19 protein-coding genes and 1 pseudogene are annotated in these 21,838 nt (G+C 50.1%); 16 read left to right on the top strand and 4 right to left on the bottom strand.

The window, feature by feature from the left end; translation table 11 throughout:
* Positions 1-102: 102 nt before the first annotated feature.
* The 5 genes from AC1DWB_RS14425 (at position 103) to AC1DWB_RS14405 (ending at position 7,801) form a co-directional block, all read left to right on the top strand.
* On the top strand, positions 103-2,328 hold the full coding sequence (locus AC1DWB_RS14425) for a helix-turn-helix domain-containing protein (RefSeq protein ID WP_477541772.1): 2,226 nt from the start codon (positions 103-105) through the stop codon (positions 2,326-2,328).
* A 127-nt stretch (positions 2,329-2,455) separates the two neighbouring features.
* Positions 2,456-3,928, top strand: coding sequence for an ABC transporter substrate-binding protein (locus tag AC1DWB_RS14420; RefSeq protein ID WP_477541771.1), 1,473 nt, complete (start codon positions 2,456-2,458; stop codon positions 3,926-3,928).
* Positions 3,929-3,993: 65 nt separating this feature from the next.
* Positions 3,994-4,944 carry a carbohydrate ABC transporter permease gene (locus AC1DWB_RS14415; protein WP_477541770.1) on the top strand — a complete coding sequence of 317 codons (951 nt, stop codon included), beginning with the start codon at positions 3,994-3,996 and terminating at the stop codon, positions 4,942-4,944.
* Between the two features lie 22 nt (positions 4,945-4,966).
* On the top strand, positions 4,967-5,803 hold the full coding sequence (locus AC1DWB_RS14410; RefSeq protein ID WP_477541769.1) for a carbohydrate ABC transporter permease: 837 nt from the start codon (positions 4,967-4,969) through the stop codon (positions 5,801-5,803).
* 24 nt (positions 5,804-5,827) lie between these two features.
* Positions 5,828-7,801 carry a right-handed parallel beta-helix repeat-containing protein gene (locus AC1DWB_RS14405; protein ID WP_477541768.1) on the top strand — a complete coding sequence of 658 codons (1,974 nt, stop codon included), beginning with the start codon at positions 5,828-5,830 and terminating at the stop codon, positions 7,799-7,801.
* 175 nt (positions 7,802-7,976) lie between these two features.
* Here the strand turns inward: AC1DWB_RS14405 and AC1DWB_RS14400 are convergent, their stop codons facing one another.
* Complete coding sequence (locus tag AC1DWB_RS14400; RefSeq protein WP_477541767.1) at positions 7,977-8,333, bottom strand: LamG domain-containing protein; 357 nt, start codon at positions 8,331-8,333, stop codon at positions 7,977-7,979.
* Between the two features lie 177 nt (positions 8,334-8,510).
* Positions 8,511-8,834: a hypothetical protein gene (locus tag AC1DWB_RS14395; protein ID WP_477541766.1), complete on the bottom strand. Its 324-nt coding sequence runs from the start codon at positions 8,832-8,834 to the stop codon at positions 8,511-8,513.
* A 27-nt stretch (positions 8,835-8,861) separates the two neighbouring features.
* Between AC1DWB_RS14395 and AC1DWB_RS14390 the strand changes: the two genes are divergently transcribed.
* From AC1DWB_RS14390 to katA, 9 genes and pseudogenes are all read left to right on the top strand, one after another.
* On the top strand, positions 8,862-9,380 hold the full coding sequence (locus AC1DWB_RS14390) for a spore germination protein (protein WP_477541765.1): 519 nt from the start codon (positions 8,862-8,864) through the stop codon (positions 9,378-9,380).
* A 288-nt stretch (positions 9,381-9,668) separates the two neighbouring features.
* Entirely contained in the window at positions 9,669-10,793 is a 1,125-nt protein-coding gene (locus tag AC1DWB_RS14385) for a YecA family protein (RefSeq protein WP_477541764.1), read from the top strand.
* 417 nt (positions 10,794-11,210) lie between these two features.
* Entirely contained in the window at positions 11,211-11,603 is a 393-nt protein-coding gene (locus tag AC1DWB_RS14380; protein WP_477541763.1) for a VOC family protein, read from the top strand.
* Positions 11,604-11,642: 39 nt separating this feature from the next.
* The gene (locus AC1DWB_RS14375) at positions 11,643-12,371 is read left to right on the top strand and encodes an NAD-dependent protein deacylase (RefSeq protein ID WP_477541762.1); all 729 of its coding nucleotides are present in this window, start codon (positions 11,643-11,645) and stop codon (positions 12,369-12,371) included.
* A 337-nt stretch (positions 12,372-12,708) separates the two neighbouring features.
* Positions 12,709-12,852: pseudogene (locus AC1DWB_RS14370) on the top strand (SDR family oxidoreductase); the annotation flags it as partial.
* A gap of 65 nt (positions 12,853-12,917) precedes the next feature.
* Positions 12,918-13,433 carry a hypothetical protein gene (locus AC1DWB_RS14365; RefSeq protein WP_477541761.1) on the top strand — a complete coding sequence of 172 codons (516 nt, stop codon included), beginning with the start codon at positions 12,918-12,920 and terminating at the stop codon, positions 13,431-13,433.
* A 181-nt stretch (positions 13,434-13,614) separates the two neighbouring features.
* Entirely contained in the window at positions 13,615-14,109 is a 495-nt protein-coding gene (locus tag AC1DWB_RS14360) for a hypothetical protein (protein WP_477541760.1), read from the top strand.
* A 174-nt stretch (positions 14,110-14,283) separates the two neighbouring features.
* On the top strand, positions 14,284-16,038 hold the full coding sequence (locus tag AC1DWB_RS14355; protein WP_477541759.1) for a methyl-accepting chemotaxis protein: 1,755 nt from the start codon (positions 14,284-14,286) through the stop codon (positions 16,036-16,038).
* Between the two features lie 201 nt (positions 16,039-16,239).
* Entirely contained in the window at positions 16,240-17,691 is a 1,452-nt protein-coding gene (katA, locus tag AC1DWB_RS14350) for a catalase KatA (protein ID WP_477541758.1), read from the top strand.
* A gap of 69 nt (positions 17,692-17,760) precedes the next feature.
* Here the strand turns inward: katA and AC1DWB_RS14345 are convergent, their stop codons facing one another.
* A complete protein-coding gene (locus AC1DWB_RS14345; protein WP_477541757.1) occupies positions 17,761-18,576 on the bottom strand; it encodes a hypothetical protein in 816 nt (271 codons plus the stop codon).
* Between the two features lie 207 nt (positions 18,577-18,783).
* Positions 18,784-20,910, bottom strand: a complete 2,127-nt coding sequence (locus AC1DWB_RS14340; RefSeq protein WP_477541756.1) for an MMPL family transporter — start codon at positions 20,908-20,910, stop codon at positions 18,784-18,786.
* A 247-nt stretch (positions 20,911-21,157) separates the two neighbouring features.
* On the opposite strand from AC1DWB_RS14340, the gene AC1DWB_RS14335 reads away from it, so the two are divergent.
* The gene (locus tag AC1DWB_RS14335) at positions 21,158-21,574 is read left to right on the top strand and encodes a hypothetical protein (RefSeq protein WP_477541755.1); all 417 of its coding nucleotides are present in this window, start codon (positions 21,158-21,160) and stop codon (positions 21,572-21,574) included.
* Complete coding sequence (locus tag AC1DWB_RS14330) at positions 21,540-21,788, top strand: type II toxin-antitoxin system HicA family toxin (RefSeq protein ID WP_477541754.1); 249 nt, start codon at positions 21,540-21,542, stop codon at positions 21,786-21,788. Before AC1DWB_RS14335 ends, AC1DWB_RS14330 begins: the two co-directional genes overlap by 35 nt.
* Positions 21,789-21,838: the final 50 nt, after the last annotated feature.

The following is a 21,838-nucleotide window of genomic DNA, read 5'->3' as shown; positions in this document are numbered from 1 at the left end:
TATACAATTGTATTGTATAGGCAAAACCCGCTGCAATCTTTGTAGGATTGGGCTATTATTTTGTTAATACTGACCGCTCTATCGTTTCGTGGGAGGACTATCATGCGCAAAAATGGATTTTATCGGCTGTTATTTTCTTACTTGCCTGTTTTTTTCGTAGTCAGCCTCAGTTTGCTGCTCATCACGTATTTGACGCTGAACGAAATGTCCAAAAAGTCTTCCATCCGCGCAAACGAGCTGCTGTCGCAAAGCATCGCCCAATCGATTGATAGCGTTCTCAAAAGCATAGACGACCGGATGATCAAGGATATTTTGGGGAACGAGCAATTGAAAACCTTCTTCCAGCCGACCAACCCCGAGGACACTCGATATATGGACTACCAGACTACGGCGGCGCTCCGAGACATGCTCAGCAGCAACCGGTCTATCCACTCCGTGTATCTGTACCGAGTCACAGGTCGGATGGTATTGACTCCGTCGATGTTTTCCGGGATCGACCAATTCGGGGACAAGGAGTTCGTCGGCAAGCACCTCACCAGTCTGACCCCCCACCGCTGGATCGGGACAAGAGTGTATCGGGAGCAGCCGTATATGCCGCCTGTCCGTGTGATCAGCCTTGTGAAATTCGCCAATCTGGCGGACAGGAGTATGATGGTAGTCAATGTAAGGACCGACAGCCTAAGCGAGCTGATCCGCACCATGTCGGATTCGAAGCTGAACTTCGTCGACCTCATAGATGCGCAGGGAGGAAGGATCGCTTCCAAGGACAGTGAGACGGACTCGACCGGGATCGGCAAACCGTTGTCCACCGCATACTCGGACTATACAGGGTGGACGGTGCGCAGCGGCATCTATCAAGAACATATAGTCGATTGGGTCTCTTCCCTGTTCTATGTGTGGATCGCAATCGGCTTTCTCGTCATCGTACTGGGGATCGTCTGGCTGATCTACGTCACCCGGCGCAACTACATGCCTATCCGCAGCATCACCGAACGAATCGAAGCCTATGCCCGGCAAAAGCAGCAAGTCCTGCAGTTGGAACGGAAATCCGACGAATACAAGTATATCGAGATGGCGATCGAAAATTTGCTCCATCAATCGAGCCTGCTGCTGGAGGAAAACAAAGAGAACTTGACCTATCGGAGCCGTCATGCGTTTCTTACCATGCTCGAAGGGGGCGCTCCGGGTCAGACCGATGTTTGGAGAGACGAGCTTCTTCGCCGGGCCCCAGGCCTCTTTGGCGGACTCGTCGCGGTTCTGATCGAGATCGATCGATACTCCGACTTCACGGATCGATATAGCCGCAGGGATCAGATCTTGCTGAAGCACGTTCTCAGTAGCGGGATTCAGGACGCAGCCGCTCAAGGGCCGGCGCAGCTCTGGTCGGAGTGGGTGGACCATCGGCGTATGGCGGTGGTGCATATCCTGTCCGCGTCTGCCTTGGACGGCGACGGGGATGTGATCTCGATTGCAGAGCGGTTCCGCGAATGGGTGGAGGTCAATCTGACCTTTACGATTACGATCGGGATCGGCACCTTCGAGCTCGAGCCCGAGCGTGTGTCCGACTCCTATCGGAGCGCTCTGTACGGGCTCGCCTGCAAAGCATCGCTGGGCTCCAACCGTCTGATCGTCCCTGTCGATCTTGCGTCGAGACCCCGGGACGAGATGTTCCGGCATCTGCAGCACATCCGCGCGATCTGTCAATCCTACCGGTCCGGCGACACGGAATGGGAGCAGTTGCTGCAAGACCTGCACCATCTGTTGCTCGGCTATCTGCTCACCCGTGACGAGCTGGCCAGTCTGCTGAACTACCTCGTCCAGCATTTGCACAAGGACATGCTCGAGCTCCCCGACGAGCTGCTCGCCATTTGGAATAACGGCGTGATCGGCCGCCTGCAGGCGCTGATCGAAACGTCGGAGAGCCTGGACGAAGTTTGGCCTCAGATCCACCAAGTCTTATCGGAAGCCGCCGAGCGCATGCGGGATGTCCGCGCCGGCCGTCATCACCATTCGTTGATCCATCAGGTTAAAAAGTATATCTCCGAAAATTATACGAATGCCGAGCTGTCGCTTGCGCATCTGAGCGACGCCTTCAACGTCAACGCCAGCTACCTCAGCCGCCTGTTCAAAGAGGAGTTCGGCGAAAAATTCAACGACTACGTCGCCCAAGTCCGAATAGAAAAAGCGGTCGAGCTCCTAAAGGAAACGGAGGGCACCGTCAACGAGATCGCCGCCGCCGTCGGCTACACGCATACCCTGACCTTTATCCGTGTATTCAAAAAAAGGACCGGCTATACACCAGGCCATTACCGCAAAGAAATGGCCTGAGGCGGTCGAGAAAAAATATGGATATCCCCTGATAAAATCGTCGATAGGCAGACATTCGTCGGTCATGATAAGGTACACATCGAACCGGTTATCTAAACCGTCAATCCAATATGTAGGAGGGTTAGCATTGCCAAGCAAACGGAAGTCAAGCTTGAGAGCAGTCGCAGCGATCGCCAGCTGCATGATGTTGTCTGTCTCGTTGCTGGGATGTACGAAAGAAGGAGGGAACCAGCCTGCCGTAACCGCCAAGCCTGCCGCCAGTCCCGCGGCGGAATCAAACGCATATGCGGAGAACGGGCTGCCCAAGGATCAGAAAGTGACGCTGAAAATCGGGTTTCACGAAGCGGGAATGGGTCGGGAATGGGTCGACTACGCCATGGACAGCTTCAAGAAAAAATTCCCGAACGTCAACTTCGAGGTCGTCTACTCACCGAAGATCGCGGACATCACCGGCACCAAAATCTCGGCAGGCAATGATAGCGATATGTTCGATATGTTCTCGACGGCGCTGCCCGGCGGGAACGCCGCCCAAATCCCGTTGGTCGAGAGCGGCAAACTCGAATCGCAAGAGGACCTGTGGGACCGTAAAGGCTACGACGGCAATGGCAAGACGATTAAGGAGCTGGCGATCGCGGGCGAATATGAAGGCGCCCCGCGTATTTTGGGCAAAATGTACGCGCTGCCGAATGCAGGCACGACGGCGGGCCTGTTTTTCAACAAAAACCTGTTTGAGAAAAACGGCTGGAATCAAAATCCCCAAACTTGGGGCGAATTTGTCAAGCTAGGCGAAACGATCAAGGCAGCCGGCTTGATTCCCATCTCGACCCCCGGCATGGTTCCGGACTATATCGGACATGCCTTCGGTCCTTGGAAGCGCTTCGAATTGGCCGAGATCAAGGGGGATTTGAAGCCATTCGACGATGACTTCCGGCAATTCCGCAAGGAGTACACGAGTCCGGAAAGCATAGAGCTCTGGACCCGCATCTACGAGCTAGGCAAAAAAGGCTTTTTCCCGGAGGGCCTCGCCGCCCTCAATCATACTCAATCCCAGATGCAAGTCCTGCAAGGTAAAGCGGCTATGGTCTCCACAGGAGCTTGGGTGCAAAACGAGATGAAGGATTCCACGCCGCCCGACTTCAAATGGGGCTTCATGGCTGTCCCGATGGGAGATAAGCCGGACAGTGTCAAGTATATCCGCGGCTCCGTCAGCAATGGGTTTTTCATCTGGGCGGCCAAGCCGGAGCTGAACAAGAAGTGGGCCAAAGAATTTGCCGTCTGGCTGTGGAATCTGGACGTCCAGACCGTCATCGCCGACAAAGGCGGGCAGCTGTCGGTCCGCAAGGATTTCGCTGACGATCCGGCTCGCGCGAATAAAATCCAGGATGCGTCCAAGGCGGTCGCCGAGTATATCAAGCGCAATCCGGTCAAGATGGAGAGCGCCTTCCGCAACGTCACCCTGACCGATCCCGCCTATGCGCAGGCGATCAAGCTGATCAACGAAGCGACCAGCCAAATCGCGGCCGGCAAGCAAGACCCTATCCCCAAGCTGCAAGAAGCCCAGGAGCTGATCGATAAAGCGATTGCCGCACAAAAGAAATAAGCTCATAGCTCATCTACATAGGGAGGAAGGCGGCCTCCTCCCTTTTCCGAGAAAGGAGCCGCAAATTGAAATCGAACATAAGAAGAGCTGCGCAGCCTGGCACCCCGACTTCTAAAGGGTGGATGCAAAAATCGCGAACCCAGAAGCGGCTGTTCCTGATTTTCTCCATCACGCCGGCATTTGGCGGGTATTTATTGTTCACGCTGTACCCCAATCTGCTATCAGTCTATTACTCTCTGCTCAATTGGAACGGGATCTCCAAGCCTCAATTCGTAGGCTTGCAAAATTATGTCACTTTGATCCAGGATCGCTACGTCTGGCGGGCACTCTCTCACAATCTGATTTACATGATTTTCGTTCCGGCGCTGGTCATTCTGATCTCCTTGCTGCTGGCCCATCTGTTAACCCATAAGCAGTACAAGGGTACTCCGCTTTTCAAAGTGCTCTATTTCTTCCCGAATGTGCTCTCCAGCGTCGTCGTCGCGCTGCTGTGGGCGTTCGTCTACGATGGCAGCTTCGGTCTGCTCAACGCCGCGCTTCGCCTGATCGGCATCGACATCGGCGATTATTATTGGCTGGGCGAGACTCGGACTGCGCTGTGGGCGATCATGCCCCCCTATATCTGGGCGGGCGTCGGATTTTACGTCATTATTTTCATGAACGCAATGATCACGATTCCGAAGTCGCTCTACGAGTCGGCTATCTTGGATGGAGCCTCTCCCTCGACCCGACTGTTTCGCATCACGATTCCGCTTATTATGCCGATCATTCGCGTTGGCGCCCTATTCCTCGTACTCGGCTCCCTGAAGGGCTTCGAACATGTGTTGATTTTGACAAACGGAGGCCCATCCGGCTCTACCGACGTCATCGGATTGTACATGTTCAACTTGGCGTTCGGCGCGGAATACCACAATTACGGCTATGCTTCCGCCGTAGGCATGTTTTTGTTCGTCGTGCTGGTCGCGGCCAAATTCATAACAGACAAGTACATGCCGAACCGCTCTGTCGAGTATTAGGCTGGAGAAAGGATGAACACCTATGACGGAAAGACGATCGGGGATAGACGTATTCTGGTGGCTCGTGCTAGCGGCCTGTGCTTTGGCGGTCTTGTTTCCGCTGATCTGGATTGTATACCAATCTCTGAAAACGAATCGGGAATTTTTCCAAGATGTGTGGTCCCTGCCGGAAACGATCCGATGGATCAACTACAAGTCGGCCTGGGAGAAGTACCGATTGGGCTCCGCGTTGCTGAACACGCTGTATTACGTAGGCGTCAGCCTCGTGATCGGCACATTCCTGACTACTGTGAACGCCTACGCGTTGACCAGACTGGAATTCAAAGGCCGATCCCTCATCTGGGGCACCATCATGCTCTCCTTGTTTTTACCGGGGATCAATGCGCTGATCCCCCAGTATGTGCTGATGCGGGAATTGCATCTGACGAACAGCTTGACCGGGCTGATTATTTTGGACAGCTTCGGCGAAAACGTCTTTTTCCTGCTCTTGTTAGGCGGATTCATGCAATCGCTGCCAAAGGAAGTGGAGGAAAGCGCGTTTCTGGATGGGGCCTCCCTTTTTCAGCTGTTTCTGCGCATCATCGTCCCCTTGGCTATGCCGGGGATCGTGACGGTGGCCATTTTCAAATTTCTTAGCTTGTACAACAACTTCCTAGGTCCGTTCATCTACCTAAGCGATCAGTCCAAGTACACGATCGGGGTAAATATGTACCAGGCCAACCAACTGATGCAGTATACCTCGGACTGGGTGACATTATTCGCAGGCGTGACCATAGCCATGATTCCGTCCGTCTTCATATTCATCTTCTTCCAGCGATGGATCATGGAAGGCGCCACACTAGGAGCCGTCAAGGGATAAACCATATATCAGGAGGAGATCCAAATGAGTCAAGATTCCCGCGAATACGAAACGGACGTAAATGAGACCCTGGAGGCGCCAATAAGCAGAAGGAAGCTGCTCTCGACCCTCGGCGTTGCCGGAGCCGCCCTCGCGGCAGGCGGCCTCTGGAGCGGCCCCTTGCATGCCGCTTTTGGAGAAGGAACAACTGTCACGGGAGCGGTCTATGGAGGGGGCCCAGGTACCGGGGAAGTCCCCTGTGTCACGGTCGTCACCCTGGCTGAAATGCGTACTTCGCTTACACCCGACCCGGCACAAGTGATCTTCGTAAAAGACCGCGGGCAGGAAGGCATCTTTTACTACGACTCGACGGACACCACGACGCCAGACGACAACGGCCTTACCATCGTATCGACGGGAGGGGCGAGGTTCAAGCGGTCGGTCGCGGAAGCGTTGAACGTAAAGTGGTTCGGCGCCAAAGGAGACGATAGCGCGGACGATACGCTAGCGGTGCAGACCGCGGTCACGGTTGCGCAGCATACGGGCAAGTCCGTCTACGCACCAGCCGGCATCTATTTGATCTCCTCTCCCATCGTCTTGGACTCCGGTGCTCGGCCGATCCGTCTCTCCGGAGACGGCTTGTATACGACTTTCTTCAAGCCTCACCCGACGTTTACAGAGTCCAATCCGCTCGAAGCGATATTCAAATTCAACGATACGTCCGTAGGCGCTCGATATGAATTTGCGGAGTTCGGCATCGTAAGCGGTCAACGGCTCGATCCGAAACGGCTGCGGTACGGGATCTACACCACAAAGCTGGCGCATTCGGCTTTCCGAAGGTTATGTATTCAGGGCACGCAGACGGCGGCGCTCGGGATCGGCTATGGCTGGTGCAACGATATCGAGACTTGTGAATTTTCGTTCAATAGCGGCGACGGACTGCTGTTCACCGCCGGCCAGCTGAACGCTTTGAATGTGGTAAACACCAAAATTTTTGCCAATACCGGCATCGGCATTCATATGGCTTACGAGAGTCTGGAGGTTCGGATCCAGGGCTGTACGATTGAGAAAAACGCCGCATGCGGCATTTATGTCAAAAAGGGCATCTTCAACATGAGCGTCTGCAACTGCTATTTCGAAGGAAACGCCGATACAGGCATTACACTCACGAATCCGGCGATGACTGTCAAAGCCTCTATTGTCCTAAACGGCAATGTGTCAGCCGCCGAGCCCCAAGCCATTCAGAGCAGCTATCCGTCCCGGAACGTTACGATTGCGGATAATTTCGTTTCGGTCGGCAACGAAGACTATTTGGTGGCGGGCTATGCTGTGGAGATCGGCTTGGAAATCCGGAAAAACACCCTCCTCCATTCGGGTACGAGCCGGGAATACACCTTGCTGCGGACCGGGACGAATAAAACCGGCCTGGGCTCGATCTGCCGGGGGATCGTGATCCGCGACAACGATGTGCCCGCCGCCTACAAGCCTTATTTGACCGTCAAGACATTAGCCGTAGACAACATACCGCTATCTGACAACACCGCTTTTCACACTGCCCAGATCCGCCATATTCCACGCGTCAATTATTGCCCGGACTTCAGCTCCTTTGTAAAAATACGCGATTTCGGCAGACCTGGATCATTCGCAAGCGCCGCACAGCAGTACCGCAAAAAAGAAGTATACGCCTACACCGGCGAAAGCGTGCCTGACCAATGGGGATTTTCTATCGATCTGGCCCAATATCCGGAGCTTGCCGGCGCTTACATGTACTTTGGGCTATATGTCAAGCAATCCGCGTCCAATATGAATGCGCAGCTGTTCATCACCGGCACCGGTGCGAATACACAGGGCTATACCGGCAATACGACTTGGAGGATCGTATCCAGCATCGCTAAGCTGCCGGATACCGGGATCGTGAATTTTAGTGTGGGCATGATCTCGGACAGCGCAGCCAAAACCCTCTATCTCGCGCATCCTGTCCTAAGCGAAATAGGCGTGCCGTACGATTATTACTTCTAAACCCCTTCCGCTAGTCTGATATGCGGAATATGGGTCCTAAATAACAGCGAACCGCTCGATTCCTGCTAGGCTGAGCAGGATCGGGCGGTTCGCTGTTAGTCGGGATTACAACGTAGCTTGGCCGGGCTTCCCGGTCAGGCGCATGGGAGGGTAGACAGATGGGTTCTGAACATCATTAATTGAAAAGTGCGCTGATTTCAGCGGCGCTCAAGGCTCGCTGATGAATTTGCACATCATCTATGCTCCCGGTAGAGTAGGTGGTTAAATAAGTATAGTTGGTGAATTTGCATATCGTTAACGGCTGTGTATTACTGTCATTGTAGCTCCATGTGATTGCGCCCGTTTCTACCAGTTGGCCATCCACATACAACTTATGACTGGACGCCCCTTCATTGACGAAGGCAACAAAATGCCATGTATTGTCATTGATGCTGACTCCGTCTGAATCATAAACGAGATCATTCTGATCGGGGGACTGATGCCATCGCCTAAATTGCAACTTTCCGGCAATAAGTTCAAGTGTATAGTCCATGGGTCTGTTGCGTAAGCCGACTCTTCGAGACAATGGGGCCTGAAGCGGCTGAGGTCTTGATCCAGGCTGTAATCGTTAATGGATTCCCGGGAGCGCCGAAATTCAAACTTGCCGCATGCGGAATATTCACATAAGCATTGATCCCGTTTAAGCTGATGGCTTGGCCGTCTATCCCCGTTACGTACGTACCGTTATTGTTGGTCCCCTGATTATTCTGGCCTGATGAATCATTTGCATTGCCTTCAAGATTCCAAGTGCGGATTCCAGAGTGGCTGCAAGGGCCGGATTGCTCTCACTCGAAAGATTGTCAGCGGCATCGTAGGCGATAATCGTGTAGCTGTAGATGGTGGATACCGTCAATCCCGTATCGCTGTATGAAGTCGTCGCTGACGTACCCACTTCCACATCATCCCGGTAGATCTTGTAACAGGCACCCCCAACGTTATCCGTGGATGCCGTCCAGCTTAAGTCAATCCGCGAACTGGATACGCCGATTCCCATAAGATTTGTTGGCGCGCTTGGATCCTCATGGCAGAATGGCTGTTCCAGGGAGATCTGCTTATCCTGTTCCCGAGCATAGTGTCTATGTACAAATTGAATATTTGCAACCGTCCTCAGCGGAATCCAGAAGAATCCAGCACGGAAATTTCCATTAAAGGACCTAAGGATGGCTTTGTGGAGGATCTGGTCGGTAATGTGGCCTTGATTCGCAAACGAATCCGAAGCAACTCCTTATGTTATGAAACTTCTACGCTGGGGAGGAGGACGAAAGCGAGTGTAGGGCTGCTGTATATCGATGACCTGATTGCTTCCGATATATTGGCCGAAGTGAGGAAACGATTGAAGCGGATCGATGTGGATGGTGTCTTCAGCATTGGCCAACTGGAGGAGATGCTCTCCGACAGCAAGTATTCCTTGTTACCTCTGCTTGATTCTACAGGGCGCCCGGACTACGTTGTGAACAGTCTATTGTCCGAACCTCAGCTCGCCTCCACCAAGAAAAACCCGACCGCATGCCGCATGAGGTCGGGTTTTTGTGTGAGTTAAACCATATCTTTGCCGCAACGGCAAGCATTTGCTTTAATATACTCGCGGCAAACACTTGCTTTAAATATAGATTTTTCTGACTCGGGGCCGTTATGGATTCGACGGGAATAGTTTGATCATGAGTAGCGAGTAGTTGTGCCCCATGGGGGCATGGGTGGCTAACAGGCACGATAGTGAAGGAGCTGCTGCCGAGCCTCATTCGGGAATCAAGGGCATTAAACATTTTGAAATCACAATCGAATGCGGTAAAGTAGTACTAACTAGTGGAATTCAAAAGGGTGGATGAAGATGGATTTTTCAAAACACATTAGAACATTGAATATAGAGCATGCGATTAAAAGCGAAGTGAAAACGAAGCTAAACGATATCCTTCAGCTTCTTTCCAAGACTCGCTTGCTTGCGTTAGCAACGAACTTCAATCTTCCAGGGCGATCCAAGATGAATAAGCAGGAGCTTGTGAATGTGCTGTACGAACAGATTCCAGATGTTCGTGAATTAGAAATGGCGCTAGTCATTATGGATGCAATAGGGTGGGGTTTATTTCTTAAGCTAATCAAAGTCCCGTATGTCCAAGAGGAGACGTTTAATCCAGGGATGTACTTGTTTTTGATGGATCGAGGTTTGCTGTTTTCTTTTTATCATGAGGACAAGCTGTACTATGCCATTCCTGAGGAAATCAAGAGAGCGTACAGGCAATTGCCGCAGAAATCGTTTCTTGAAGCTCGTGACCGCTATCAATTAGTGAATCAGTATATAAAAGCATTGGCGAATTTGTATGGGGTTTGTAAGCTGGACAAAGTAATCGAAATCTTTAACGCTCAGAATGAAAGGGAATTAGACGAGAACGAGATTGTTGATGTTTACGATTTGACTTCCAACAGAGAGAAAGAATGGTATTTGAATCATGGGTACATCATCAGCAGTTATTTTGACTCGGAGGATCAAGGTGAGGAGTTCGAAGCGCTTCTAGAGAAGTCCAAGCACAAACCGTATTATATTCCACATCAAACGGAATTGTTGAATTACGCGGATTCCGGATATTTCGAAGAAACTCCGCAATTGGCCAGCTTGCAAGCCTTTATTTTGCAGCACTTGTGCAAGGATAAACAGCTCGTAGAAGACCTTATGGATGATATACAGCTTGCTTGCTCATTGGAAGAGCCGATCAGTGAAGTTATGGTTGAGTTCGAGAGGAGAGGCCTATTTTTCGAAAATATGGCGCATGTGCAGGCGATCATGCCGTTGATCGTAGACGTCTGTAATCATACGAGAATTTGGTCTAATCGCGGTCATACACCTGCTGAGTTAGGGTTAGGATCCAGTCAGGCCAGACCGATATCGAATAAGATCGGGCGAAACGATCCTTGTCCGTGCGGGAGTGGGAAAAAGTACAAAAAATGCTGCGGCCAATGAGATGGAGTACCAATACTCGTATTCTCGATCCCTTTCCATGCGAATCTACATTCACACGAGGTTGTGGATGATTAGTGCTAGAAGCAGTTGTTCCAGAGCACACTCTGGGAACGCTGCTGTTTTTATATTGTGCATGGTGCTGATCCAAGCCCTCCAACTAGCTATGAATCCGCTGTTATGTTCTTAAGATACTTATTGGGCACGTATTTCGTCGAGTTTCGGATCGGGTGAGGAAGTATCTATAAACAAAAAAATGTGAAAATATGGATGTAAATATAGTATATTTAATCTTAGGACTATGGCTCAGGCCTCTATCGTTCCGGAGGAATATGTACAGCTACTCGATTAGATGTGACGGTACTTCCGATTTCATGATTACTTGAAATGAGAGGGTATCTCAGAAAGGAATGAAGCAAATTGACAAAAACGATTCTCGAAAGCGTTTCATATCTTCAAGTTCCAGTTAAAAATCTTGAGGAATCAACCGAATGGTACATGGGTAATCTGGGATTCAAGATACATTGGAAACGACCTGACAATAAAATGACTATTCTCGGGCTTCCTTCAGGCCCGTCCATTTTTCTGTGTGAAACGGAAGTGCACCAAGGAACAATGTCAGTCGTAATCGGTTTTGAAGCTGCGGATATTAGGAAACTGCTATCCGATTTGCAGAGTAATGGGGTGCAGATTGGCGAGATCAGACAAAACGGTGGGGTCATCGAAGGAGAGATCCTTGGAATGGATTTTGACTTTTTTGATCCCAGCGGAAATATGTTAGTGGCACATGGCACTCCAAAGTTCGTGGAGTAGAGCCAGATCAGCGATCAAGTAGTTAAGGAGTGTGTGACGGTGGACTTCAAGAAATTGAAAGAGATGGTTGCTTCAAGCTCTAACATTGTATTCTTCGGTGGGGCGGGCGTCTCGACGGAGAGCAATATCCCGGATTTCAAATCGGCATCAGGGTTATACAAGACAAAAAGTGAATCCGAATATCCGCCCGAAGTCATGCTGAGCCATAGCTTCTTCAAGAAACATACGGAGGAGTTCTATGAGTTCTACAGGAATAAAATGATCTACAAAGATGCCGAACCGAATAGAGCTCACATTGCTTTAACAGAGATGGAGCGTGACGGTAGATTAATAGCCGTGATAACTCAAAATATTGATGGATTGCATCAGATGGCCGGTAGCCGTAATGTGATTGAATTGCACGGTTCTGTTCATCGTAATTATTGTATGGGTTGCTCGAAGTTTTTTGACCTTGGCTATATTTTGACGTGTGAGACGAACATACCCAGGTGTGATAGCTGTGATGGCATAGTGAAGCCCGATGTTGTGCTGTACGAGGAGAGTTTGAATTCAAAATCATTAATGCAGGCTAAAGAGTACATAGAAGGGGCTGATATTTTAATCGTTGGGGGCACATCCTTAACAGTTAACCCGGCTGCAGGGCTTATTCAAGAATATGGCGGTAACAAGTTAATCTTAATTAATGAGATGCCAACTCCATTTGACGGCAGGGCAGACTTTTTAATTAATGATAGTGTAGGAAAGGTTCTTCGAGCGTTGATATCCTGAAGCCCGTATAAACACTTACCTTTAACACGTAAATACTTATAACGCTGGCTGTCGGGATCGATAAGATGACCACATTTTTGACGAAAGAAGAAGTAAAAGCTGCACACTACTATATGATGAAAAACATGGTAGACACAGAGCAAGCCGGTGTTAATGATCATGCATTGCTTGACTCTACCATACATAGATCGTAACAAAGTGTGTTTGATGAGGATGCCTATCCATCATTATTTGCGAAAGGGGACTGCTCTTTCGAAGATATAGCTCATGTCCTTAATAAATATTCAGTAGAAAAGTAACTCACGGGGAACCGGGGTTCAGTCCCGCTCACCATCTCCAATCGGAAGACATCTCCAGAGTCGTTCTGTTCCTGGCAAGTCCAGAATCGCAGTGGGTTACCGGGCAGACTCTTCGCGTTAATGGCGGATTGTATAAGAAGCGAAGTAGACTAATAAAAACTGTGCTAATCTACGAAATATAAACTAGGATCCATAAGAATAGCTATGAATGCATTTGAAGATTTCACATCCAGGAAGGAGATTCAGCATGACGATAGGTTACAGGCGCTGCGCTAGTGATGAGGATTTTGCGAAAGTCAGCTTATTCGCTCTTGCCAACAAACGCGACATGCATCTTGCTTTTGGGACCTTGGACATGGTCACTCTGTTATGCACTTATATGACACAGGGTCATTTGCTGTACATCACCGATGCCGACAACCGGGTGATCGGGATACTGGCTTATTACCACGGAACACCGGAGGAACAATTCAAGGATAGGGAGGTCGCCTTCGCGGACATGGCCATAATGGATAAAGCCTATCGAGGAACGCGCCTCTTCCTCAATGGGCTTCATTACATGGTTGAACAGATGGTCGAAGCCCATCCAGAAGTACAGGAATTGAGGTTTATGGCTTTTTCTGAAAATACATATTTATGTAGACTTTATTCAAAATTTATGACTTCCAACTACACTCGAGAGGGCTTGCTTGGAGAAGAGACGGTTTTTTGTGTGAAAATTCACCGTTTAAGGACTACCTTAAACGAGGTATACAAGGTATAATTGGAAATAAATATACATTTATATGAATACAAAAGGAGGAAGCGCTCATGATCATAATACCCCCAAGTTTAAAAAGTGACAAGTCGGGCAGCCGCATCACCAGAATTATTATCCAAAATGATACCTTAAGAGTACAACCTGCTAAGTAATGTCTTTTCTATTTCGACCGTGTAATTTTGAAATGGACCACGAGGCTTATGTTCCATTTCTGCTCGAGCATCACGATGAACTGAATCTACCCTATTCCTTTGCAGTCAAGCTTAGCTTTATCAGCAGTCCCTTGGTGTTCGGCAAAGCTATGCTGATTATCTCAGAGGAGTCCTATCAGATCGTTGGGGCAGCCAGTTTCGCCTATGGAACAGGTCCTAACCAGTTTGAGGATCGGCATATCTGTCAAGTGGAAGTGGCCTTTCTGCTTCGTGAGTATCGACGTACGTCCTTGTTCACGCAAGGGCTTCAGAGGCTCCTAGCTGAGATGAAGGCCGGTAACCCGGATGTCGAGAAGGTTCAATTTTGGGTAGCTGAGGGTCAGATGGGATTGGAGAGGCTCTTCTCCAAGTTTGACGCTTTACCCGGTTCGAACCGCTTCACTGTAAATAACCTGGTTTGTCATCAGATATCGTTTCATGAACTGGAGACCTATTGTCGCCGATTCGAGAAACGTTTCCAGGTATAGGTAATAGGAAGAAGGACACCTCAGCGGTGTCCTTTTTCAATTGGTGTGCAAGGGGAGTAATCGAGAAGCGCCCAGCATGTAAGAAGGAAAAGGAGAAACGATTGTCGAAACTGTAGGGAAAATAGGGGGATTTGTGGAAATCATCGCAACCTAGGCCAGAGGAGCAAGGACATCATGTTTATGTTTAGGAGCCGTTTGGTAGTTAAGATATCAGTTACTCTATTATTTATACTCGTCATCCTGTCTTCCAGCTTGATCTACATCCAGATCCAGAACACGAAGAAGGCAAGTGAAGAGGCGATAGGCAATTTCAGTATCCATACCGCTGAGGCCTATGCAGGACAATTCGATTGGAAGTCCTATGAAACCTACATGAAAGATGCCCAAGAGAACGATGAATATTGGAGACTTCGAGAAGAGCTGAATCGCTACCGCTTGCAAATAGGTGCCTTGTACGTATATACAGTGAAGATCGATGAAAAAGGGCAGCCCCTCATTCTTATCGACGGTCAACCGAAAGGTTCAGATGCTGCCTCTCCGATCGGTGAAGTGACCGACATGCCGAAGGAAGCGATCCAAGCGATATTGAAGGGACAGTCGGCCAAATCCGGCATCATTGAGAATGAGGAGTATGGCGAGTATCTTTCCTCGTATGCCCCTCTTCGCAATTCGGCGGGTGCGGTCATCGGGGCGCTCGGCATCGATACGGATGTATCGGTTGCCCAGACGGTGTACCGGGAGGTCATGAGGCAAAACACGCCGTTGTTTGTCATGATGGGGGTAATCACTCTTATTGTGTTCATGCTCATCTCGTTGTTTATGTCCCGTGCCTTGCGGCCTTTAGGCATTATAGTAAAAGGTGCGGAGGCCATTGCCCGAGGAGATCTTGTAGAAGCGAAAGCCCATCTGAGCACTACAAACGTAAAATCGAGGGATGAAATAGGACAAGCTTACGCAGCCATGCTCCAGATGAGCGATAGACTGGGTGTCACATTGGGCGATGTAGTTCACGATATGACGACAACCACGCAGAGTCTCGTGCATTCGACCGATCAGTTCAGCTCAGAGGCAGACCAGATGGTGGCTTTGAATGTACAGCTCCAGCAATCTATCACGCAATTGGCGGATGGAGCGCAGCACCAACGGATAGGGGCTGAGGAGAGTGCCAAATCGATGGAGGATATTACATTAGCCATTCAACGGGTATCTGAGGCTTCAACTAGCGTCTCGAGGGCTTCGGGGGATGCACTGGAGACGGCGGAGCAAGGCAGGAATTCCATCCATTGGTTGAAGGAACAGGTGGCTTCTATCTCGAATGTGGCCCAACAGACGACGAATTCGGTCCAGGTCCTCCATACATACATGCATGAGATTGAGCCTGTCCTCCAATCGATTACGAGCATTGCCGATCAAACCAAGCTGCTGGCTCTGAATGCATCCATAGAGGCGGCGCGAGCTGGTGAGCAAGGAGCGGGTTTTGCGATCGTAGCAGGCGAAGTGCGCAAGCTCGCTGAGACTTCTTCGGCTTCTGCGATGCATATTACCTCCCTACTTCAGCAAATTCAACAGGAGTCCGCACATATTGGCGAGAGGATGCGGGAGGGCGGCCAAGAAATGACCAAAGGGACCGAGCTGTCCCATCAAGTGGAGCAGCTGTTCACCCATGCGATGGAGCGGTTCGTGCTCGTAAACAATCAGATTCAGGAGATTTCCGCGGCTGCAGAAGAGGTTCTGGCTGGATCGGAGGAGGTTACCGTATCGGTAGAGCAGATCGCTCAGATCTCCAAAGCAACGGCCGATCATACCGCTTCCATTCAACAGATGGCCACGCATCAGGTGGAAGCAGCGAAACGGATTGCCGACACCACGGAGCTGTTGAAGGAGAGAAGCGCGGGTCTAGAAGCTGCGGTAGAAAAGTTCAAACTATAGTAGCGGATGATAGTGCTATGAATAAACAAACCGTAGGTTTCATTTTTCGAGGCTTACGGTTTTCTGTATATAATTGTGGAGTGGTGTCGTTATTTAATATTTATACTAAATGATAATTATTATAAAAAACAGTTGATTTTTTCATGATAGTCGTTATCATTAGGTATAGAATACTAATAACTTTTACGAGGTGAAGCTAGCATGACTGAGAAAAAACTTACAACTAGTTCGGGTGCTCCAGTCGGTGATAACCAAAACTCTTTGACAGCTGGACAACGTGGCCCGGTATTAATTCAAGATGTCCATTTACTCGAAAAGCTAGCGCATTTCAATAGAGAACGTGTTCCAGAGCGTGTAGTTCACGCGAAAGGTGCGGGGGCACACGGTTATTTCCAGGTCACCCATGATGTGACTCCGTATACGAAAGCTGCTTTCTTATCCGAGGTAGGCAAGAAGACTCCATTATTCATTCGCTTCTCCACCGTTGCTGGTGAGCTTGGTTCTGCCGATACGGTTCGTGATCCGCGTGGATTCGCAGTGAAGTTCTACACAGAAGAAGGGAATTATGATCTTGTTGGTAACAATACCCCTGTATTCTTCATTCGTGATGCTATCAAGTTCCCTGACTTCATTCATACGCAAAAGCGCCACCCGCAGACGCATCTGAAAAACCCGAACGCCGTTTGGGATTTCTGGTCGCTTTCTCCTGAAGCCCTGCACCAAGTTACCATTCTCATGTCTGATCGCGGCATTCCGGCAACACTTCGTCATATGCATGGATTTGGCAGTCATACGTTCAAATGGGTGAATGCAGAAGGGCAAGGCGTTTGGGTGAAATATCACTTCAAAACCGAGCAAGGCATACAAAATATGGACCCGAAAGTGGCTGCGCAAATCGCGGGTGAGCATCCGGATTACCATACCGAAGATCTCTTTAATGCTATTGCGAACGGTGATTTCCCGGCTTGGAAAGTATATGTTCAAATCATGCCTTTCGAAGATGCGGATACGTACCGCTTCGACCCTTTCGATGTAACGAAAGTATGGTCGCAGAAAGACTATCCTTTAATTGAAGTCGGCCGCATGGTACTGGACCGCAATCCAGAGAACTACTTCGCTGAGGTGGAGCAAGTTACGCTGTCACCGGGTAATTTCGTTCCTGGTATCGAAGCTTCTCCAGATAAAATGCTGCAAGGCCGCCTGTTCGCCTACGCCGATGCCCATCGGTACCGCGTAGGGACTAACCATAATACATTGCCGATTAACCGTCCGCTTGCTGAGGTGAACAACAACCAGCGTGATGGCGCTATGCGCTCTGATAACAATGGGGGTTCTGGCACCTACTACGAGCCGAATAGCTTCGGCGGTGCGACACAAACCCCGGCCAACAAAATCGCCCCATTCCCCGTGTCTGGGGATGCGGACAGTGTCGCTTACGATCATGATGATCATTACACACAAGCCGGCGACTTGTACCGTCTGCTGAGCGATGAAGAGCGTATTCGTCTAGTTGCTAACATTGTTGGGGCTATGAAGCCTGTTGAGCGAGACGATATCAAATTGCGTCAAATCGGTCACTTCTATAAGGCAGATCCAGAATACGGACAACGTATTGCTGAAGGTCTTGGTCTATCTGTACCGCTGGGTCATTAAAAATTAAAAACTAGAAGCCCCTCAGCACCGCCGTTGCATAGCAACAATGGTGCTGAGGGGTTTCCTGCATTAAGGAATCAGCGCCTTAGCCGCAGCGTGAATATCGCGGACCTTAGTCTCCAGTGTGACGATCTTTTGCTTCTCATCGTTGATTTGTCCCGAGAGGGAGACTAGCGAGGAGAGCGTATCGAGCGTACTGTGGACATCGCCCTGTTTGGCCACCTGCTTGAAGGTGCTCCATAGAGGGGAGAGGCCGCGCTCAGCGATTTGGATAGCGCCTTGCTTGGCTTTGATCTGCTCCTTGATCGGGTCGGCGTCGTCCAGCTTGCCCTTGATCTTCTTGACCAGCTTGGCGTTGTTAGCCTTGGCCGTCTGCCACGGCTCCTCCTTGGCCTTGATCTCGGCGCGTGCCGCTTGGACGGCTAGCTTCACAATGCTAGCTTGGAAGCGCAGCATCTCGGTCAAGGGTTTGTTCTTCAGTTGCCGTGCCTGCTCAATCTGCTTGTTCAGGTCGGTATAGCTGGCGAATAGCGGCTTGTACTTCTCCTTCCTCTCTTCGAGGTCGGCTTTCAGCTTGTTCAGCTTCTCGCTGTCGATCAGCTTGATCTGCTTGGCGATAGCGGCTGCCTGCTCTGTGTTGATCGTGTGCTGGTTCTTGATCTGGGTGTCGAGCTCGTCATCCTGCTGCAGGAGCCTCAGCAGCTCGTCGTACCGAGCGTTAAGTTTGTCCGCTTGCCCGCTGTCCGCTTTCGCGATCGTCTTATCCAGCGACGACTTGACGGTAGCGGTGAACTCGATAGAAGCGGCGGATGCGGATAGGGGGACGGCGGTGAAGGCAAGCAGTACGGCGGCGAGCAGAGCGGCAAGCATTTTCCTGGTGAGCATGTGTCTTTTCCTCCTTCAATTAGGTGAAATGAATGTCGGCGGCATACAAAAAGAAGCACCCACAAGATAGGCCTAAGGCCTTCTCTTACGGGTGCTTCCGTCGTAAGCGGTTATTTAACCCACATTTCGCACATCACGCGAAATGTGGGTTTTAAGTAGTTCTCACTCTACCGGAAGTTCTGCGAGCTGTCAAGCAGGCAATACGGCCTAATGCTTGGCCCGCACCTTCCGTTTCCGGAATGGCAGCCACCAGTTCCAGTCCCCCAGCAGCTTCATGAGGCTCGGGACGAGCATGAGGCGGATGATGGTCGCGTCGATGGCTACCGCGATGGCGATCCCGACACCGATCTGCTTGACCGGTACGACGTCTGTGAAGGCAAATGCACCGGTGATGACGATCATGATCAGCGCAGCCGAGGTAATGATTTTACTCGTAGAAGTAAGTCCATTAATCGTCGCTTGCGTATTGTCGCTGCCCTTCTCATACTCCTCCTGAATACGCGAGATGAGGAATACCTCATAGTCCATGCTGAGTCCGAAGACGAGGCAGAAGACGATCACCGGAATGATCAGGGCGAGCGACGTCGCTTCAATGCCGAAGTGCCCGTATTGGAAAATATAGACCAGAATCCCGAATGTGGAGCCGAGACCGATGACGTTCATCAGGATCGCTTTCAGCGGAATCAGCAGGGAACGGAAAGCCAGCATCAAGATGAAGAAGGTCGCGACCATGATGATCGCGATGGCGATCCCAATCTTGTTGAACGTCTCGTCGAATATTTCCTGATTGAACTTGGGATCCCCCCCTAGCCGGAAGGGAACCCCTAGATCTCGGTCCATCCAGGTATGCAGGAATTCCTTCGCTTCGGTTGAAGTGCTGTTCGCTTGCAGGGTGACGGGAATGAACAGCTGATTGCCCTGGATGAAGGCTTCCTGCAAGGGCGTTAGTTTGGCTGCGGCCTGCGGCGAAGCCGAGGCGAGCTTCCACGCTTCTACAGAATCGATCTTCGATTCCGTGAAGATGGTAGAGACGCTCTTCACTCGTAAGTCAGCCGTAAGCTGGTGCTGCATGTCCAGGATCTTCGCTAGGCCCGTGTCATCCTTCCAGCCCGCTGGACGCTCGGCCAGCATATAGACGACGGCATGTTGGCCTAAGTCGAACTGCGCTCGTAGATCCTCGAAAGCAACCCGCGATTCATAAGAGTGTGGCAGCGACTCCAGCTGAGGGATCGCTAGCTTCATATCCTTCGCTGGAATAAGCCCTACCCCGAGCAGCACCAGAGCTGTACAGGCGATCAGGACCGGATATCGCATGACGAACTTAGCCAGTCGATTCCACGCACTACCACTGGTCGATTTCACCCGAATGAGGGTCCACTTGTTCAGGTTATCCTTCAGGACGCAGATCAGCGCAGGCAATAAGGTGAGTGCGGCGAGCACGGCCATCGCGACGACAAGTGTGCCGCCCAGCGCGATGTTTTCGAAAATTTTGACCCGGATGACGACCATGGCCCCCAGTCCGATCATGACACATAGTGCAGAGAACAGGATCGAACGTCCGGCAGTCCCAATCGTCGTCTGGATCGCATCCACGACCGAAGACTGTTGGCGCTCTTCCCGGTAGCGATTGATGAACAGCAGGGCAAAATCAATACTGAGGGCTAGTCCCAGCATAGGCACAATGTTCATCACGAAGATGGACAGATCCACATGGTCCCCTAGTAGAGTCATAATGCCGAAAGTCGCGACGATTGTGAATGCCCCAATGATGATCGGTAAGATCGAGGCCACTACGGATCCGAATGCAAAGAGCAGGACGATCAGGGCTATAGGCAGGCCGATCGCTTCGGCGCTGGCTAAGTCTTTCTGGCTCGCGGTATTGATGTCATTTGACACCACCGGCCCGCCCGTAACCGCTACATTCTTCTCATCAGCCAGCAGCCCGCGAAGGGATTTGACCACCTGTGACATATCCTGGACCTGATCATCGAAATGTAGAGCCGCGTAGGAGATATTCGCCTTGTGCTGCTCAGGTGAGGTGAGAGGAGAGACCACCGTTTGTACGACGTTGGAGTTCTTCAGCTTGTCCATAATGGCCGCAATCTCTGGATCGCTTTTCCCATGAAACACAATAAAGATAGAATGGCTGGGCAGCTTGAAGGTGCTCGTCAGCTCCGCCATCACCTTCGTATGCTCCCCTTGAATGGAAAAGCCATCACCCTTAAGCTTATCAGGTAATCGTATAGCGAAGATGGACAGGACGACAAAGATGAGGATCCAAGCAGCAATGATGACTTTCGGGTGTTTCGTGACGAGTTGTCCTAGGAGCCGCAAGAGAGAACCGCCTTTCAATACTTGTGGGATGTATGCTGTATAAGTGCCGTGCGTTGGAGAAATGTCTACTCTAGAAGTATAGAATGAAAATAGAAGCAGAAGCAAATAGAGGTGTGTAGGATCAGGGGATAGAGATGGCGAGCACGAAATCGAATTTTATGGAGAATGGTATCTGAAAAAAATGAATATACTACAGAGTGTACATTATGTACATAATTATATACAATGGAGGTGAGGAGGGTTGATTATGCAAACTATTCTTAACGCGACTGATGTTAGAGCAAACTTTGGTGAGTTTATCGATACGATCGTACGAGAGAAGCCTCAAGCGGTTAAACGAAATAGAGATGTCATTATGGCTATTTCTAAACAGCAGATGAAGGAACTGCTCTCGGTATATGAATTGACATTCGAATATGAGCAAGATGAGGATGGGCGATATGCAGGATCCATTGAGCAAATAGAGGATATTGTTGCTGACGGGCAGACACTCGAAGAGCTTAGATATGAATTGGCAAGAAATTTGATTGAATATGCGGTGGATTATGAGAATAATTATTCCCGGTACTACAATACACCCAATCGCCATAAACATGCACCCTATGTCTTACGTGTCTTATTAGAAGACAATGTTGAATCGGTTGCAGGGATGTTCCATGCCTAGTTGGGGCGATTTAGAGAATTTCCTAAGACGTGATGGCTGGGTAATGGTTCGTCAAAATGGCAACGATAAAATCTATGAAAAGACTTTGCATGACGGGCAACTATTGCGAACAGCAGTTTCGAAAGGAACAGGCGAAATCGGAAAAGGATTATTCAATCGAATTCTAAAGCAACAACTACGTATAGATAAGCAATATTATAATTCAAGGAAATAAAGGCACGACTCACTGAGAGCGTGCCTTTTTAGTATGAATTATAGGAAAGC

Source organism: Paenibacillus sp. P4_E11, assembly GCF_056401635.1.
This window is presented reverse-complemented; position numbering and strand designations above follow the sequence as displayed.

Excerpts from the sequence above, each read along its gene's own strand:
- AC1DWB_RS14335 (WP_477541755.1), top strand. The coding sequence starts at position 21,158 with ATGCAAACTATTCTTAACGCGACTGATGTTAGAGCAAACTTTGGTGAG.
- AC1DWB_RS14405 (WP_477541768.1), top strand. The coding sequence starts at position 5,828 with ATGAGTCAAGATTCCCGCGAATACGAAACGGACGTAAATGAGACCCTG.
- AC1DWB_RS14330 (WP_477541754.1), top strand. The coding sequence starts at position 21,540 with ATGTTGAATCGGTTGCAGGGATGTTCCATGCCTAGTTGGGGCGATTTA.
- AC1DWB_RS14355 (WP_477541759.1), top strand. The coding sequence starts at position 14,284 with ATGTTTATGTTTAGGAGCCGTTTGGTAGTTAAGATATCAGTTACTCTA.
- AC1DWB_RS14425 (WP_477541772.1), top strand. The coding sequence starts at position 103 with ATGCGCAAAAATGGATTTTATCGGCTGTTATTTTCTTACTTGCCTGTT.
- AC1DWB_RS14365 (WP_477541761.1), top strand. The coding sequence starts at position 12,918 with ATGACGATAGGTTACAGGCGCTGCGCTAGTGATGAGGATTTTGCGAAA.
- AC1DWB_RS14410 (WP_477541769.1), top strand. The coding sequence starts at position 4,967 with ATGACGGAAAGACGATCGGGGATAGACGTATTCTGGTGGCTCGTGCTA.
- AC1DWB_RS14400 (WP_477541767.1), bottom strand. The coding sequence starts at position 8,333 with ATGGACTATACACTTGAACTTATTGCCGGAAAGTTGCAATTTAGGCGA.
- AC1DWB_RS14385 (WP_477541764.1), top strand. The coding sequence starts at position 9,669 with ATGGATTTTTCAAAACACATTAGAACATTGAATATAGAGCATGCGATT.
- AC1DWB_RS14345 (WP_477541757.1), bottom strand. The coding sequence starts at position 18,576 with ATGCTCACCAGGAAAATGCTTGCCGCTCTGCTCGCCGCCGTACTGCTT.
- AC1DWB_RS14390 (WP_477541765.1), top strand. The coding sequence starts at position 8,862 with ATGGCAGAATGGCTGTTCCAGGGAGATCTGCTTATCCTGTTCCCGAGC.
- AC1DWB_RS14360 (WP_477541760.1), top strand. The coding sequence starts at position 13,615 with ATGGACCACGAGGCTTATGTTCCATTTCTGCTCGAGCATCACGATGAA.
- katA (WP_477541758.1), top strand. The coding sequence starts at position 16,240 with ATGACTGAGAAAAAACTTACAACTAGTTCGGGTGCTCCAGTCGGTGAT.
- AC1DWB_RS14395 (WP_477541766.1), bottom strand. The coding sequence starts at position 8,834 with ATGGGAATCGGCGTATCCAGTTCGCGGATTGACTTAAGCTGGACGGCA.